The 14,141-nt window shown below is 72.1% G+C and carries 11 protein-coding genes and 1 pseudogene; 3 read left to right on the top strand and 9 right to left on the bottom strand.

From position 1 onward, the window contains the following. Positions 1-200: 200 nt before the first annotated feature. The 6 genes from pdxT to pgsA all read right to left on the bottom strand — a co-directional run bounded on the left by pdxT (position 201) and on the right by pgsA (position 5,356). Complete coding sequence (pdxT, locus tag ABZ406_RS08120) at positions 201-806, bottom strand: pyridoxal 5'-phosphate synthase glutaminase subunit PdxT (protein WP_357757116.1); 606 nt, start codon at positions 804-806, stop codon at positions 201-203. Positions 807-884: 78 nt separating this feature from the next. Further along, positions 885-1,802 (bottom strand): pyridoxal 5'-phosphate synthase lyase subunit PdxS, encoded by a 918-nt coding sequence (gene pdxS / locus ABZ406_RS08115; protein ID WP_357757114.1) that lies wholly within the window; start codon positions 1,800-1,802, stop codon positions 885-887. 150 nt (positions 1,803-1,952) lie between these two features. Continuing rightward, positions 1,953-2,447 carry a hypothetical protein gene (locus tag ABZ406_RS08110; protein ID WP_357757302.1) on the bottom strand — a complete coding sequence of 165 codons (495 nt, stop codon included), beginning with the start codon at positions 2,445-2,447 and terminating at the stop codon, positions 1,953-1,955. A gap of 90 nt (positions 2,448-2,537) precedes the next feature. Further along, on the bottom strand, positions 2,538-3,689 hold the full coding sequence (locus tag ABZ406_RS08105) for a glycosyltransferase family 4 protein (RefSeq protein WP_357757111.1): 1,152 nt from the start codon (positions 3,687-3,689) through the stop codon (positions 2,538-2,540). A gap of 58 nt (positions 3,690-3,747) precedes the next feature. After that, positions 3,748-4,680 carry a phosphatidylinositol mannoside acyltransferase gene (locus ABZ406_RS08100; RefSeq protein ID WP_357757108.1) on the bottom strand — a complete coding sequence of 311 codons (933 nt, stop codon included), beginning with the start codon at positions 4,678-4,680 and terminating at the stop codon, positions 3,748-3,750. Between the two features lie 46 nt (positions 4,681-4,726). Then, positions 4,727-5,356 (bottom strand): phosphatidylinositol phosphate synthase, encoded by a 630-nt coding sequence (gene pgsA / locus ABZ406_RS08095; RefSeq protein WP_357757105.1) that lies wholly within the window; start codon positions 5,354-5,356, stop codon positions 4,727-4,729. Positions 5,357-5,606: 250 nt separating this feature from the next. On the opposite strand from pgsA, the pseudogene ABZ406_RS08090 reads away from it, so the two are divergent. Continuing rightward, positions 5,607-7,228: pseudogene (locus ABZ406_RS08090) on the top strand (elongation factor G); the annotation flags it as partial. Between the two features lie 689 nt (positions 7,229-7,917). On the opposite strand, the gene ABZ406_RS08085 reads toward ABZ406_RS08090, so the two are convergent. Both ABZ406_RS08085 and ABZ406_RS08080 read right to left on the bottom strand, forming a co-directional pair. After that, positions 7,918-8,976: an aldo/keto reductase gene (locus tag ABZ406_RS08085; protein WP_357757102.1), complete on the bottom strand. Its 1,059-nt coding sequence runs from the start codon at positions 8,974-8,976 to the stop codon at positions 7,918-7,920. Between the two features lie 325 nt (positions 8,977-9,301). After that, positions 9,302-9,814, bottom strand: a complete 513-nt coding sequence (locus ABZ406_RS08080; RefSeq protein ID WP_357757299.1) for an HIT domain-containing protein — start codon at positions 9,812-9,814, stop codon at positions 9,302-9,304. Positions 9,815-9,985: 171 nt separating this feature from the next. Here ABZ406_RS08080 and ABZ406_RS08075 point away from each other — a divergent pair, with 171 nt between their 5' ends. Then, a complete protein-coding gene (locus ABZ406_RS08075) occupies positions 9,986-10,714 on the top strand; it encodes a D-Ala-D-Ala carboxypeptidase family metallohydrolase (protein ID WP_357757099.1) in 729 nt (242 codons plus the stop codon). Positions 10,715-10,939: 225 nt separating this feature from the next. On the opposite strand, the gene thrS is transcribed toward ABZ406_RS08075, so the two are convergent. Further along, a complete protein-coding gene (gene thrS, locus ABZ406_RS08070; protein WP_357757096.1) occupies positions 10,940-12,946 on the bottom strand; it encodes a threonine--tRNA ligase in 2,007 nt (668 codons plus the stop codon). A 188-nt stretch (positions 12,947-13,134) separates the two neighbouring features. On the opposite strand from thrS, the gene ABZ406_RS08065 reads away from it, so the two are divergent. Beyond that, positions 13,135-14,118, top strand: coding sequence for a DUF1775 domain-containing protein (locus tag ABZ406_RS08065; RefSeq protein WP_357757093.1), 984 nt, complete (start codon positions 13,135-13,137; stop codon positions 14,116-14,118). Positions 14,119-14,141: the final 23 nt, after the last annotated feature.

Below are 14,141 nucleotides of genomic sequence, written 5' to 3'. Positions count from 1 at the left end.
CGCGGAGGTGCCGGTCAGCTCTGGTGGAAGCCGTGGCGGGCAGATGGCCCTGCCGAATCTCCGCAATCCTACCGACGTCCCCCCGGCCGCTGTCATGCACCGCGCGCGGCACTACCGCCCGGGCTCCCCGCACCAGGGCAGACGGGACAAAAAGCCCGGGCGAGCATCATGGACAGCGCGGCGCTGTCGCCCCGCCCCAGTCAGGAGGCGGAGCGGACCAGCTCCACGAAGTACGCGTGCACCCGCAGGTCGCCGGTCAGCTCCGGGTGGAACGAGGTGGCCAGCAGGTTGCCCTGTCGGACCGCCACGATCCGGTCGGCGGCAGGGCCGCCGGCCACCACCCCGATGACCTGGACGCCGGCACCGACCCGCTCGACCCACGGCGCACGGATGAACACCGCGTGGAACGGCTCGCCGGGCACCCCGGCGACGGTCACCGGCGCCTCGAACGAGTCGACCTGCCGACCGAACGCGTTGCGCCGCACCGTCATGTCGATGCCGGCGAAGCCCCGCTGGTCGGGTCGGCCGTCGAGCACCTCGGTCGCCAACATGATCATGCCGGCGCAGGAGCCGTACACCGGCGTGCCGTCGGCGATCCGCTTGTCGATCGGCTCGCGCATCTCGAAGATGTCCGCGAGCTTGCTCATGGTGGTGGACTCGCCACCGGGGATGACCAGGCCGTCGACCGCGTCCAACTCCGCCGGACGGCGGACCGGGCGGGCGTCCGCGCCCGCCGCGGCCAGCGCCGCCACGTGCTCGCGGACGTCGCCCTGGAGCGCGAGCACACCGATCACCGGTGCCGTCACCGTCGCACCATTCCTCTCCGCGTCACGCTCTGCCGTCCTCGACCCGACCGTGGACCGTTCACTCCCAGGGCGCGCAGCTCACCAACCGCGCTCGGCCAGGCGGTGCGGCTGCGGGATCTCGTCGACGTTGATGCCGACCATCGCCTCGCCGAGACCACGGGAGACCTTCGCCAGCACGTCCGGGTCGTCGTGGAAGGTGGTCGCCTTGACGATCGCGGCAGCCCGCTGAGCCGGGTTGCCCGCCTTGAAGATGCCGGAGCCGACGAAGACACCCTCCGCGCCGAGCTGCATCATCATGGCCGCGTCGGCCGGCGTGGCGATGCCACCCGCGGTGAACAGCACCACCGGCAGCTTGCCGCTCTCGGCGACCTCCTTGACCAGCTCGTACGGGGCCTGCAACTCCTTGGCCGCGACGTACAGCTCGTCGGCGGGCAGCGAGGAGAGCCGGCGGATCTCCTGGCGGATCTTTCGCATGTGGGTGGTGGCGTTGGAGACGTCACCGGTGCCGGCCTCACCCTTGGAGCGGATCATGGCCGCGCCCTCGGTGATGCGACGCAGCGCCTCGCCCAGGTTCGTCGCGCCACAGACGAAGGGCACTGTGAACGCCCACTTGTCGATGTGGTTCGCGTAGTCGGCCGGGGTCAACACCTCGGACTCGTCGACGTAGTCCACGCCGAGCGACTGGAGGATCCGCGCCTCCACGAAGTGGCCGATGCGGGCCTTGGCCATCACCGGGATGGACACCGCCTCGATGATCCCGTCGATCATGTCGGGGTCGCTCATCCGGGACACCCCGCCCTGCGCGCGGATGTCGGCGGGCACCCGCTCCAGGGCCATCACCGCGACGGCACCGGCGTCCTCGGCGATCTTGGCCTGCTCGGCGTTGACGACATCCATGATCACGCCGCCCTTGAGCATCTCGGCCATGCCCCGCTTCACGCGGGCGGTGCCGACGACAGGGGCGGTACCGGTGTTCGACGCGGTGTTCTCGGGCACTGGTCATCGCTCCTTGGGCGGGCTCTGCGGGTGGCAGCGAAAATGCTACGCGCGGTCCAACGCCGTACCGACAGCCAATCAGACCCCCGGTGGCCTGCCCTGTGGCAGTGGTCACCGACCCGTCGCGGGAGCCACGGCGACCGTCGGAGGTCAGGCGGCGGGAACGTCCGCGGGGACGACGAGAGTCGGGTCGTCGATGTCGAAGTAACGCGGCCACTGCCGGCCCCGCCCCATTCGCAACAGGCGCACCAGCGGCCGGCTACGCGCCGACCGGGCGTCCCGGACCAGGTCGGTGTGCACCTGCCGGGACAACGCGAGCCGGCGACTCGCGGCGACGACGGCCGCGCAGTCCGGGTCACCCGGGTCCAACTGGACGCCGCGCAACTGCCTGGTGAGGTCGTTCTCCGCGGCCTCCCGCTCGTCCGGGCCGGCGTCCAGGGCGATCCGGGCCGCCGCGTACAGCTCGACGCCGAAACGCCGCTCAGCCAGGACCGCGGCTGCCGCCGCGCGGCGCAGCAGGTGGGCGTCGAGAGCCCGGGCCGCCAGCTCCGCGCGGCTCTGGAGCCGCTCGACCCGGCCGGCGGTCCAGATGAGGTACGCCGCGACCAGCCCCACGACCACGCTCGCGGCCACCACCCACCACATGTGCGGCATCGTAGTGCTGCTCCGTTTCGTCCGATTGGGCGCGGCCGGACCGGTTCCGCCGGTCGCCCCCGCACCGTCCGTCACACCGGCTCAGCCCAACCCCACCCATTCCTGGTCGATGACCCGCCCGTCGGTTGCCTCGATCGCCGCTGCGTATACCTCCACAACACGGCGAGCAACCACCGGCCAGTCGAAATTCGCGACCACCTGATCGCCGCAGGCGCTCAGAGCCGCCCGCCCGACCGGGTCGTCGAGCAGCTCGCTCAGCACGTCACGCAGACCCGCCGAGTCGCCGGTGGGAAAGAGCCGACCGGCCCGCCCGCCGTCGAGCACCCGCCGGAACGCGTCCAGGTCACTGGCCACCACAGTCGTACCCGCCGCCATCGCCTCGGTGAGGATCATGCCGAACGACTCACCGCCGGTGTTCGGTGCGACGTACAGGTGCACACTGCGCAGCATGCGCGCCTTGTCCGCTTCGCTGACCAGGCCGAGAAACGTGATCCGCTCGTGCAGTGCGGCGGGAAACTGGTCGTACAGGTCGTCGGGGTCACCCGGGCCGGCAACGAGCAACCGCAGACCGGGCCGGGTGCGGGCCAACGCCACGAACGCGTCGCGCAGCACCGGGAAGCCCTTACGCGCCTCGGTGAACCGGCCCAGGAAGCCCAGCGTGCCGGCCGCGCTGTCGCCCGGCCAGCCCGGCAACGGCTCGGCGTCGGCGAACTTGGCCACCGCCACCCCGTTGGGGATCTCCACCGCCCCGCCGTCCATGTGCTCGACCTGCACCTTGCGGGCCAGCGCGCTCACCGCGATCCGGGCCGTGATCCGCTCCAACACGATCTGGAGCACACCCTGCGCGGCGGCGAGGACCCGCGAGCGGGTCATCGCGGTGTGGAACGTGGCCACCACCGGACCACGGGCGGAGAGGACGGCCAGCAGCGACAGACTCAGCGTGAGCGGCTCGTGCACGTGCAACACGTCGAAGTCGCCGTTGGTGATCCACCGCCGCACCCGGGCGGTCGACACCGGGCCGAAAGCGATCCGGGCCACCGAACCGTTGTACGGCAGCGGAACGGCGCGGCCGGCGGACACCACGTACGCGGGCAGCGGCGAATCCTCGTCGGCCGGCGCGAGCACGCTGACCTCGTGACCCAGCGCGATGAGCGCCTCGGCGAGATCCATGACGTGGTTCTGCACCCCACCGGGCACGTCGAAGGAGTACGGGCACACGATGCCGATCCGCATGCGTCAGCGCCCCCCGTCCGCGATTGCGGGACACCGTCCCACAGTGCCCACCACCCCCTCAGGCCGGACCGGAGGCCGACGAGGGCAGCGCCGCGCCCTCCCCCGCCCTCCTCTGGTCCAGCCACATCCGCTGCAACATGTGCCAGTCTTCCGGATGCCGGGCGATACCCGCCGCCAGACGGTCAGCGATCAGCTGGGTCAGCGACCGGACCCGCTGGTCCAGCGGCCCCACCTCGGGCCCCGGCATCGGTAGCGGACCGGCGAGCGCCGCACAGGCGGCGTCCGGTTCGTACCACATCGAGGCCACGTAGAGCGGCGCGCCGGTGTGCAACGCGAGCAGCGCCGGCCCCGGGGGCATCTTGGTCTTCGCGCCGAAGAAGTCCACCTCCACCCCTCGGGCGGAGAGGTCCCGGTCGGCCAGCAGCGGCACCACCGCACCAGCACGCAAGCGATCGAGCAGCACGTCGAACGCCGGACGCGGCCCACCGTGGGTCGGCAGGATCTCCATCCCGAGGACCTCTCGGAATGCCAGGAACCGCTTGTACACGCCCTCCGGCTTGAGCCGCTCCATCACGGTGGTGATCGGCCAGCCGGTGGCCGCCACCCAGGCGCCCGCGGCGTCCCAGTTCCCGGCGTGCGGCAGTGCCACCACCGCGCCCCGACCGGCCGCCACGTCGGCGGCGAGCATCTCGGCACCGTCGAGCCGGAAGTTGGAGAGGATCTGCGACCGGCTCAGGCCGGGCAGCCGGAAGATCTCCACCCAGTACCTGGCGTACGAGCGCAACCCGCGCTTGACGAGAGCGTCCAGCTCGGCGTCGGGCAGGTCCGGGCCGACCACCCGGCGCAGGTTCGCGCGGAATCGGGCCGTACCCACGCCACCGGCGCGGTGCGCGCGGTCCGCGCCCGCCCGGAACGCCGTCGCCACCAGCGGCCGGGGCAACGCGCGGATGACCCGCCACCCGGCGAGGTAGCCCAGCTCGGTGAGGTTCACGCGACTCGGCCGCCGGTCGTCCGGCGCCCGGCCGGCGACGCGCCGCTCACGCCTGGCCGTCCGGCTGGAGCTGCTGGGCCTGGCGGTAGACGTGCGTCATCCGCTGGCCCACCGTGAAGATCGACACCGCGGCGAGCAGCCACAGGGCGATCTCCAGGGCCGGATCGACGCCCACGCCGGTGAGAATCCCACCGACCCCGACGATCAACAGCCGCTCGGTGCGCTCGGCGATGCCCACGTTGCAGGTCATGCCGAGCCCTTCGGCGCGGGCCTTCACGTAGGAGACCAGACCACCGGCGGCCAGGCAGACCAACGCGGCGGCCACCCCGGAGTGGTCGTTCTGCGTGGCCAGCCAGTACGCGACAGCGCCGAAGACGGCACTGTCGGCGACCCGGTCCATGCTTGAGTCGAGGAACGCGCCGAACTTGGTGGAGCCACCGCTCATCCGGGCCATCGTCCCGTCGAGCAGGTCGGTGAGCGCGAACAGGGTGACGATCAACGCGCCCGCGACCAGATGGCCGCGGGCACCGAAGCCGAGCGCACCGAAGAGCACACCAACGGTGCCCGCGACGGTGACGGCATTGGGGGTGACGCCCGCGCGCAGTAGGGCGCGGGCAATCGGCTCGACGACGCGGGTCATCCCCGCGCGGGCCGACACTTGGAAGATCTTCGCCATGGCGGTCCCCACGATAACGGTCCGCCCAGGTCCGCCGATACGGACGGTCCCGCCGACGCGCCCGGGAGAGGCTTGTGCCTACCCCGCGACGGGGTGTGAGATCGAGCCGGGAGGTGAGCCAGCTCACCCGTCTGCCCGTCCCGTTCCCGCTGTGCGGCAGACCACCGGAGGATGACGCAGCGCACTCGCCCCGGGCCGCACCCCGTCGCGCGGCGGTCGCCACCACCACCGGCTGAGGGAGGTGCGCCCCATGGCGCAGAAGAGTCACGAGAAGGGTTCCACCGGCGGCATGCCCGTGGTGACCGAACCCGAGCAGGTTCGCAACGTGGTGCTCGTCGGGCACTCCGGGGCGGGCAAGACCACACTCGTCGAGGCCCTGCTCGCGGCGACCGGCACGATCGGCCGCGCCGGCACCGTCGCCGACGGCACCACCGTCGGCGACCACGACCCCGCCGCCGTACGCCAGCAGCGCTCGGTCAGCCTGTCCTGCGCGCCGCTGCTGCACAACGGCATCAAGGTCAACCTGCTGGACACCCCCGGGTACGCCGATTTCGTCGGCGAGCTGCGCGCCGGGCTGCGAGCCGCCGACGCCGCGCTCTTCGTGGTCTCCGCGGCGGGCGGCCTGGACGCGGCCACCGTCGCGCTCTGGGAGGAGTGCGCCGCTGTCGACATGCCCCGCGCGGTAGCGGTGTCCCGACTGGACCAGCCCCGCGCCGACGTGGACGAGACGGTGGCGCTCTGCCAGCGGCTCTTCGGCGACAACGTGATGCCCCTCTACCTGCCGATGCTCGGCGACGACGGGGTCTCCACCGAGGGTCTGCTCGACCTGATCACCCGCCGGGTCTTCGACTACAGCGCCGGGCTCCCCGCCGACGTCCGCGACCCGGACCCGGAGCACCAACGGGCCATCGACGAGTCCCGCGGCGAGCTGATCGAGGGGATCATCGCCGAGAGCGAGAACGAGACCCTGATGGACCGCTACCTCGACGGCGAGGAGATCAGCGACGAGGTGCTCACCGACGACCTGGAGAAGGCCGTCGCCCGGGGCCACTTCTACCCGGTGGTGCCCGTCTGCGCACAGACCGGCGTCGGGCTGGACGTGCTGCTGGAGGTGCTGACCGCCGCGTTCCCGTCGCCGGTGGAACACGAACTGCCGGCGGTGACCGGCGTGGACGGCGACCCGCGTCCGCCGCTGACCTGCGACCCGGCCGGGCCCCTCGTCGCCGAGGTCGTCAAGACCACAGTCGACCGCCACGTCGGTCGGGTCTCGCTGGTCCGGGTCTTCTCCGGCACGCTGCGCCCCAACCAGACCATGCACGTCTCCGGCCACGGGATGACCGAACGTGGGCACCCCGACCACGACGCCGACGAGCGGGTCGGGCACATCTACACCCCGCTGGGCGCCACCCTGCGTGAGGTGCCGCTCTGCGTGGCCGGCGACCTCTGCGCGATCACCACGTCGGGCAGCGCCGAGACCGGCGACACCATCTCGGCCACCGACGATCCGCTGCTGATCGCCCCGTGGGAGATGCCGGAGCCGCTGCTGCCGGTGGCGGTCGTCGCCCGGAGCCGCGCCGACGAGGACTCCCTGGCCCGCAACCTCGCCCGCCTGGTAGCCAGCGACCCCACGCTGCGGCTGGAGCGCAACCCGGACACCCACCAACTGGTGCTCTGGTGCATGGGCGAGGCACACGCCGACGTGGTGCTCGACCGGCTGCGCGCCGGCGGCGTCGAACTGGACACCGAGGCGGTCAAGGTGTCGCCACGCGAGACCTGACCGAGCCCGCGACGGGGCACGGCCGCCACGTCACGCCCTCCGGCGGCCACGGCCAGTACGCGGTCTGCGACATCGAGGTCGAACCCCTGCCCCGACGGCCGCACCCTCGTCCGCGCCGAAATGCCGGCCACCGACCGGCCCGACCGGCCCGACCGGCCCGACCGGCCCGACCGGCCCGACCGGCCCGACCGGCCCGACCGGCCCGACCGGCCCGACCGGCCCGACCGGCGATCTTGCACTTTCTGCTGCCAATTTGTCGCTAATGAAGCATTTGCGCCAGCAGAAAGTGCAAGATCGGCGGAAGGTGGGTCGCGCGCGGATCGATCATGGAGTTTTGGTGGGCGGAAGGTAGGGGTATGCCCGATTCGCGGGGCACCACGAGTGCATGATCGACGCGGGCTGGCGCGAGCCCTCGGGGCGCACGGCGCGAGCAGGGCACGAACCGCCGGGGGGACAGCGTCGCGCGAGCAGGGCACGAGCCAGCAGGGGTGGGCCAGCAGAGCGTGGACCAGCCGAGCGCGGACCAGCCGAGCGCAGACCAGCCAGGCGCAGACCAGCCGAGCGCAGACCAGCCCAACGCAGACCAGCCAGGCGCAGACCAGCCAGGCGCAGACCAGCCGAGCGCAGACCAGCCCAACGCAGACCAGCCAGGCGCAGACCAGCCAGGCGCGCACCAGCAAAGCGCGCACCAGCAAAGCGCGCACCAGCAAAGCGCGCACCAGCAAAGCGCGCACCGGCAGGGTGTGGGCCCGCGCGGGGGCACGGCGTGGTTTGTGGGGCCTCGTTACGGGTGGACTGTGGGGTGGGCGGGGCGGGGCCAGTAGGGGCGGTCGGCGTCGCGGAGGGCGGCGGTGCGGACGGCGGCGAGCTGGCGCTCCACCTCGACGAACTGGTCCGCCGGCAGCGGGCCCAGGTGCAGCGCGGCGGCGTTCTCGTCGACCTGGGCGACCGTACGGCAGCCGGGGATCGGGATGGTGCGACCGCTGCGCGCCCAGATCCAGCCCAACGCGCCCTGGGCGAGGGTGCGCCCGTCGGCGGTGAGCGCGGCACGGACCGCGCCGACGCGGCGCAGCCACTCCGGTGCGGGCCGGCCGCCGCGGAACCACTCCAACCAGCCCGGGGCCAGCCCGCGTACGTCGTCGCGGGGCAGCGTCGAGTTGGCCGAGTACTTGCCGGTGAGCAGCCCCATTCCGAGGGGGCCGCGGTTGACGCTGGCGAGGTCGTACTTGTCGCAGACGGCGAGCAGTTCGGGGGCGTCGCGGAGCACCGACAGGTTGTGTTGCACGGCTGTGGCACCGGCGGCGGCGTGGCCGAACGACGCGGCCCGGTCGGGGCGGTCGGTGCTCCACCCGTACGCGCGGATGAGGCCTTCGGCCACCAGGTCCTCGCAGGTCCCGATCAGCGCCTGCGCCCTGGGCACCGGCAGGTCGGCCAGGTGGAGCTGGTAGAGGTCGATCCGGTCGGTGTGGAGCCGGCGCAGCGAGGCGGTCACGGCGTTGCGCAGGTACCCGGGTGACGCGTCCTCGCCGGTGGCCTGCCGGGCGGCCTCGTCGAAGGTGTAACCCCACTTGGTGGCGATGACGGCGTCGTCGCGACGGCCGGCGAGCGCGCGCCCGAGCACCCGCTCACCGTGCCCTGCCCCGTACGTGTCGGCGGTGTCGAAGAGGGTGATGCCCACCTCGAGTGCGCGGCGTACGGCCCGCACCGACTCGTCGTCGTCGACAGCGCCCCAGCCCAGCGGCTGGGTGCCCTCCGCCCAGGGCCCGCTGATCGCCCAGCACCCCATGCCGAGGGCGCTGACCTCGATGCCGCTGCGCCCCAACATCCGTGTCGTGACTGCCATCGGCCGATCGTGCCACCTTCGGCGGGCCGGGGAGTAGCGGATCCGTGGGCGGACACGCGGACACACGGGGCCGGTCACCCTGCGGCAGGATCGACGTCCGCGACGGCTGGCTGTGGACGTCGGCGGTGTGATGCCGACGGGGGCGCGGACGCGTCGGTTCTTCGGCGCGCACCAAGGCGTACCGCGAAGGTCGTCGTGGTGTGCGACGTGCTCCCGGCGCCGGGCCCGGACCGGCGCGGACGCCGCGCCACGGCGGCCAGGATGTCGTCCCGGAGCCGGGGCCGGGCAGCGGGGGCGGCGGCCGGCCTGCCGCCGGTGCCGGCGGTCAGGACGGCCAGGCGCGGGCGAACAGGTCGCGGGTGTCGCCGAGCAGTTGCGGCAGGACCTTGGTGCGGCCGATCACCGGCATGAAGTTCGCGTCGCCACCCCAGCGCGGCACCACGTGCTGGTGCAGGTGCGCGGCGATGCCGGCGCCGGCCACCCCGCCCTGGTTCATGCCCAGGTTGAAGCCGTGAGCGTTGCTGACCTGGCGGATCACCCGCATGGCCGTCTGGGTGTATGACGCCAGCTCGGTGGTCTCCGGCCCGTCCAGGTCGGTGTAGTCGGCGACGTGCCGGTAGGGGCAGACCAGCAGGTGACCAGGGTTGTACGGGTAGAGGTTGAGCACCGCGAACACGTGCTCACCCCGGGCCACCACCAGGCTCTCGTCCGGGGGCAGCTGGGGCCCTCGGCAGAAGGGGCAGCCGGTGGGCTTCTCGTAGCCTTCGGCCGGGCGGTCCTCGCCGGAGATGTAGGTCATCCGGTGCGGCGTCCAGAGCCGCTCCAGACCGTCCGCCATGCCGTCGATGTCCGTGTGCCGTTCCGCCCCTGTCACGAGCCGATCCTACGGAGCCGCCCGGCCGAGCCGCGACACCCACCGTTGCACAAAACTCGATGATGCAAGTTCTTGACGGATCAAATCCAAGCCCTGAAGATTCCATGCATCCACGAACTTCCATACGGAGGCGAGATGATCCGACGGCTCGGCAAGTTCCTCACGGCACTTGCGCTGACCGCCGCCACCACAGTGGTCGGCGTCACCTTCACCGCCGGCGCGGCCCAGGCGGACGGCTGCTACACCTGGGGACGGACCCTGTCCCAGGGGGCGTCCGGCGAGGACGTCCGGCAACTCCAGATCCGGGTCGCCGGCTACCCCGGCTACGGCGCGGTGCTCACCCTCGACGGCGCGTTCGGCCCGGCCACCCGGTCCGCGGTGATCCGCTTCCAGCAGGCGTACGGGCTGCCGGCCGACGGCATCGCCGGCCCGCAGACGTTCAACCGGCTCTACGCACTCCAGGACGACGACTGCACCCCGGCCAACTTCAGCTACGCCGAGCTGAACAAGTGCAACGGCGACTGGTCCGGCGGCGCGGTCTCGGCGAGCACGGCACGGGCCAACGCGCTGGTCTCCATGTGGAAACTCCAAGCCATGCGACACGCCCTCGGCGACGTGTCCATCTCGATCAGCAGCAGCTTCCGCAGCTACGCCTGCAACAGCGCGGTCGGCGGGGCATCCAACAGCCGGCACCTGTACGGCGACGGGGTGGACCTGGTCGGCTCCCCGTCGTTCTGCCGGCTGGCGCAGCAGGCCCGTAACCACGGCTTCGGGCAGATCCTCGGCCCCGGCTACCCGGACCACAACGACCACACCCACGTCGCGGCGGTCGGCGGTTGGTCAGCGCCCAACTGCGGCGTTTGACACCAGACCCACCAACCGAGCGCGATCTGCACACGCCTGACACCGGGGTCGCGGCGGAGATCACGCTCGAACATGGAAGTAGTGGCCTCCACCACCGTGGAGGCCACTACTTCCTGGATCGAGCACGATCATGCGTGCGCCCCGGCGGAACGCGCGGCCCGCCCAGATCGGCGGAGCGCGCGGCCCGCGCACCGCGCAGGCGGCGAGCCGGCCGACCGGCGGCCGTTACTCGGCGGCGGAGGGGCCGATGTTGGTACGGGAGCTGACCACGTCCAGCACGTGGGTCACCGCCTCGGCGACCGGCACCCCGTTGCGCTGGGAGCCGTCGCGGTAGCGGAAGGACACCGTGCCGGCGGCCACGTCGTCGTCACCGGCGATCACCATGAACGGGATCTTCTGCTGCTGCGCCGTCCGGATCTTCTTCTGCATCCGGTCGTCACCGGCGTCCACCTGGGCCCGGATACCGTCGGCGCGCAGCGCCGCGACGAAGCCGTGCAGGTAGTCGGTGTGGTCCTCGCGGATCGGGATGCCCACCACCTGCACCGGCGCCAGCCAGGCCGGGAAGGCGCCCGCGTAGTGCTCGGTGAGCACCCCGAAGAACCGTTCGATCGACCCGAACAACGCCCGGTGGATCATGACGGGCCGCTGCCGGGTGCCGTCGGCGGCCTGGTACTCCAACGCGAACCGCTCCGGCTGGTTGAAGTCGACCTGGATGGTGGACATCTGCCAGGTCCGACCGATGGCGTCGCGGGCCTGCACGGAGATCTTCGGCCCGTAGAACGCCGCGCCACCCGGGTCGGGCACCAGGTCCAGGCCGGAGGTCGCCGCTGCGGTCCGCAGCGCCTCGGTGGCCTCCCTCCAGTCCTCGTCCGCGCCGATGAACTTGGGCGAGTCGTCCCGGGTCGACAGCTCCAGGTAGAAGTCGTCCAGGCCGTAGTCGCGCAGCAGGTCCAGGACGAAGCTGAGCAGCGTGGACAGCTCGCCGGCCATCTGCTCGCGGGTGCAGTAGATGTGCGAGTCGTCCTGGGTCAGGCCACGGACCCGGGTGAGGCCGTGCACGACGCCGGACTTCTCGTACCGGTAGACGGTGCCGAACTCGAACATCCGCAGCGGCAGTTCCCGGTACGACCGCCCGCGCGACCTGAAGATCAGGTTGTGCATCGGGCAGTTCATCGCCTTGAGGTAGTAGTCCGCGCCCTCCAGTTGCATGGGCGGGAACATGGTGTCCGCGTAGTACGGCAGGTGACCGGAGGTCTGGAACAGCTGCGCCTTGGAGATGTGCGGGCTGTTGACGAACTCGTACCCCGCCTGCTCGTGCCGCTGCCGGGAGTAGTTCTCCATCTCCCGGCGGATGATGCCGCCCTTGGGGTGGAACACCGCGAGGCCGGAACCGATCTCGTCGGGGAAGCTGAACAGGTCGAGGTCCGCGCCGAGCTTGCGGTGGTCGCGCCGGGCGGCCTCCTCCAACAGCTTCAGGTACGCCTTCAGCTCGTCGCGGGTCGGCCACGCGGTGCCGTACACCCGCTGTAGTTGGGGGTTCTTCTCGGAGCCGCGCCAGTAGGCGGCGGCGGAACGCATCAGCTTGAACGCGCCAATGAGTCGGGTCGTCGGCAGGTGCGGGCCCCGGCACAGGTCCGACCAGCAGACCTTGTCCTCCTTGGCGTCGAGGTTGTCGTAGATGGTCAGCTCACCGCCGCCCACCTCCATGACCTCGTCGGTGTCCAGACCCTCGCCCTTGACCTCGATCAACTCCAGCTTGAACGGCTCGTCGGCCAGCTCGGAGCGCGCCTCGTCCAGGCTGCCGAAGCGGCGGCGACGGAACCGCTGCCCGGACTTGATGATCTCCTGCATGCGCTTCTCGAGCTTGCTGAGGTCATCGGGCTGGAACGGCTTGTCGACGTCGAAGTCGTAGTAGAAGCCGTTCTCGATGGGCGGGCCGATGCCCAGCTTGGCCTCGGGGAAGATGTCCTGCACGGCCTGCGCGAGCACGTGCGCGGTGGAGTGGCGCAGCACGGTGAGCCCGTCCGGCGAGTCCAGGCTGACCGGCTCGACGACGGTCTCCTCGGCCGGCGTCCAGTCCAGGTCGCGCAACTGGCCCTGCGGGTCGCGGACCACGACGATCGCCTTGGGGCCGTTCGCGGGCAGTCCGGCCGCGGCCACCGCGTCGGCCGCCGTGGTCCCGGCGGCGACGACGACGGGGTCGGCCACGGCGGGGGTACGGGGTGCGGACACGGTGACTCCTCCAACTGGTACGAAACGGTGCCGATCCTCGGCTCCTGCCGATGCTATCGGTCGCCCAGCCCCCGACCGGGAACGGCACCTCCTTACCGCCGACGTTGAACCTTTCGCGCCTCGCAGCCGAACCAATGGGTGTGGCCGGAAACCGGAGCCGGCCGCGTCGACACGGATGGGGGCACGAGATGGCGAGCACGTACGGCGGTGTCCGCCGGCGGCGGATCGTGGCGGCGACCGCTGTGGCAGCCGCTGGGCTGCTGCTCTGGCCCGGCACGGCCAACGCGGCGGACGTGACGACCACCCCGACCGAGGCCCGGCAGGGCGACGCGGTACGGCTGGAGTTCACCGTTCCGGAGGAGCGGGCCGGCACGAAGACCAACCAGATCGAGGTTCGGTTGCCGGCCGACGCGCTGATCGCCGAGGTCTACCCCATGTCAGTGGACGGCTGGGCGCCCCGGATCAGCTCCCGCGACCTGGACAAGCCGGTGGCCGGCATCCACTCCTCCGGGGTGAGCACTGTGACGACAGCGGTGACCTGGGTCCGGGTCGGTGCGAGTGCGCCCGGGCCGGCCCGGCTGGCGCTCTCCATGGGGCCGATGCCGCAAGCCGAGCGGCTCACCTTCGAGGTCGTCCAGACGTACGCCGACGGCACTGTGGTCCGGTGGGCGGACGCCACCGGGGCGCACCGGGCCCCAGTGCTCAGCCTGTTGCCGGCCGCACCGGGCGCCGCCGGACCGGCAGCGCACGGCGGTGGCCACGCGCCGGCCGCCGGCGGGCCGGCCGGCGAGGCCAGCGGTGTCGACACGGGCCCGCTCGCCCGCGCGGGCGACACCGACGAGGACTCCGGCAACGCGGACGGGATGTTGGCCGCCGGGCTGCTGGCCGGGCTGGGCGGTGGTGCGGCGATCGGTTGGCTGGTCAGCCGCTGGCGCCGACGCAACCCGGACGAGGCCACCGCGCTGGACGGCGTGACGGGCGACCCCGACGAGGCCGACGAGGCCCCGTCGCTGGCCGAGATCACCGGCCGCGTCGAGAACACCACCGCGCCGGCGGAACCAGCCACCCGGCCCGAAACCCCCACCCAGGCCGAGAGCGCCACCCCGGCCGGAAACGCCACGCAGGCCGAACCGGTCACCGCGCAGGCCGAGCCGGTCGCCGCTTCTCGTTGATCCACTCGGGTTCCTGGAAAACG

Origin of the sequence: Micromonospora sp. NPDC005710 (genome assembly GCF_040630995.1) — a bacterium.
Taxonomy (GTDB): domain Bacteria; phylum Actinomycetota; class Actinomycetes; order Mycobacteriales; family Micromonosporaceae; genus Micromonospora.
Note: the sequence above shows the minus strand (reverse complement) of the source record. Positions and strands in the feature narration are given on the sequence as shown.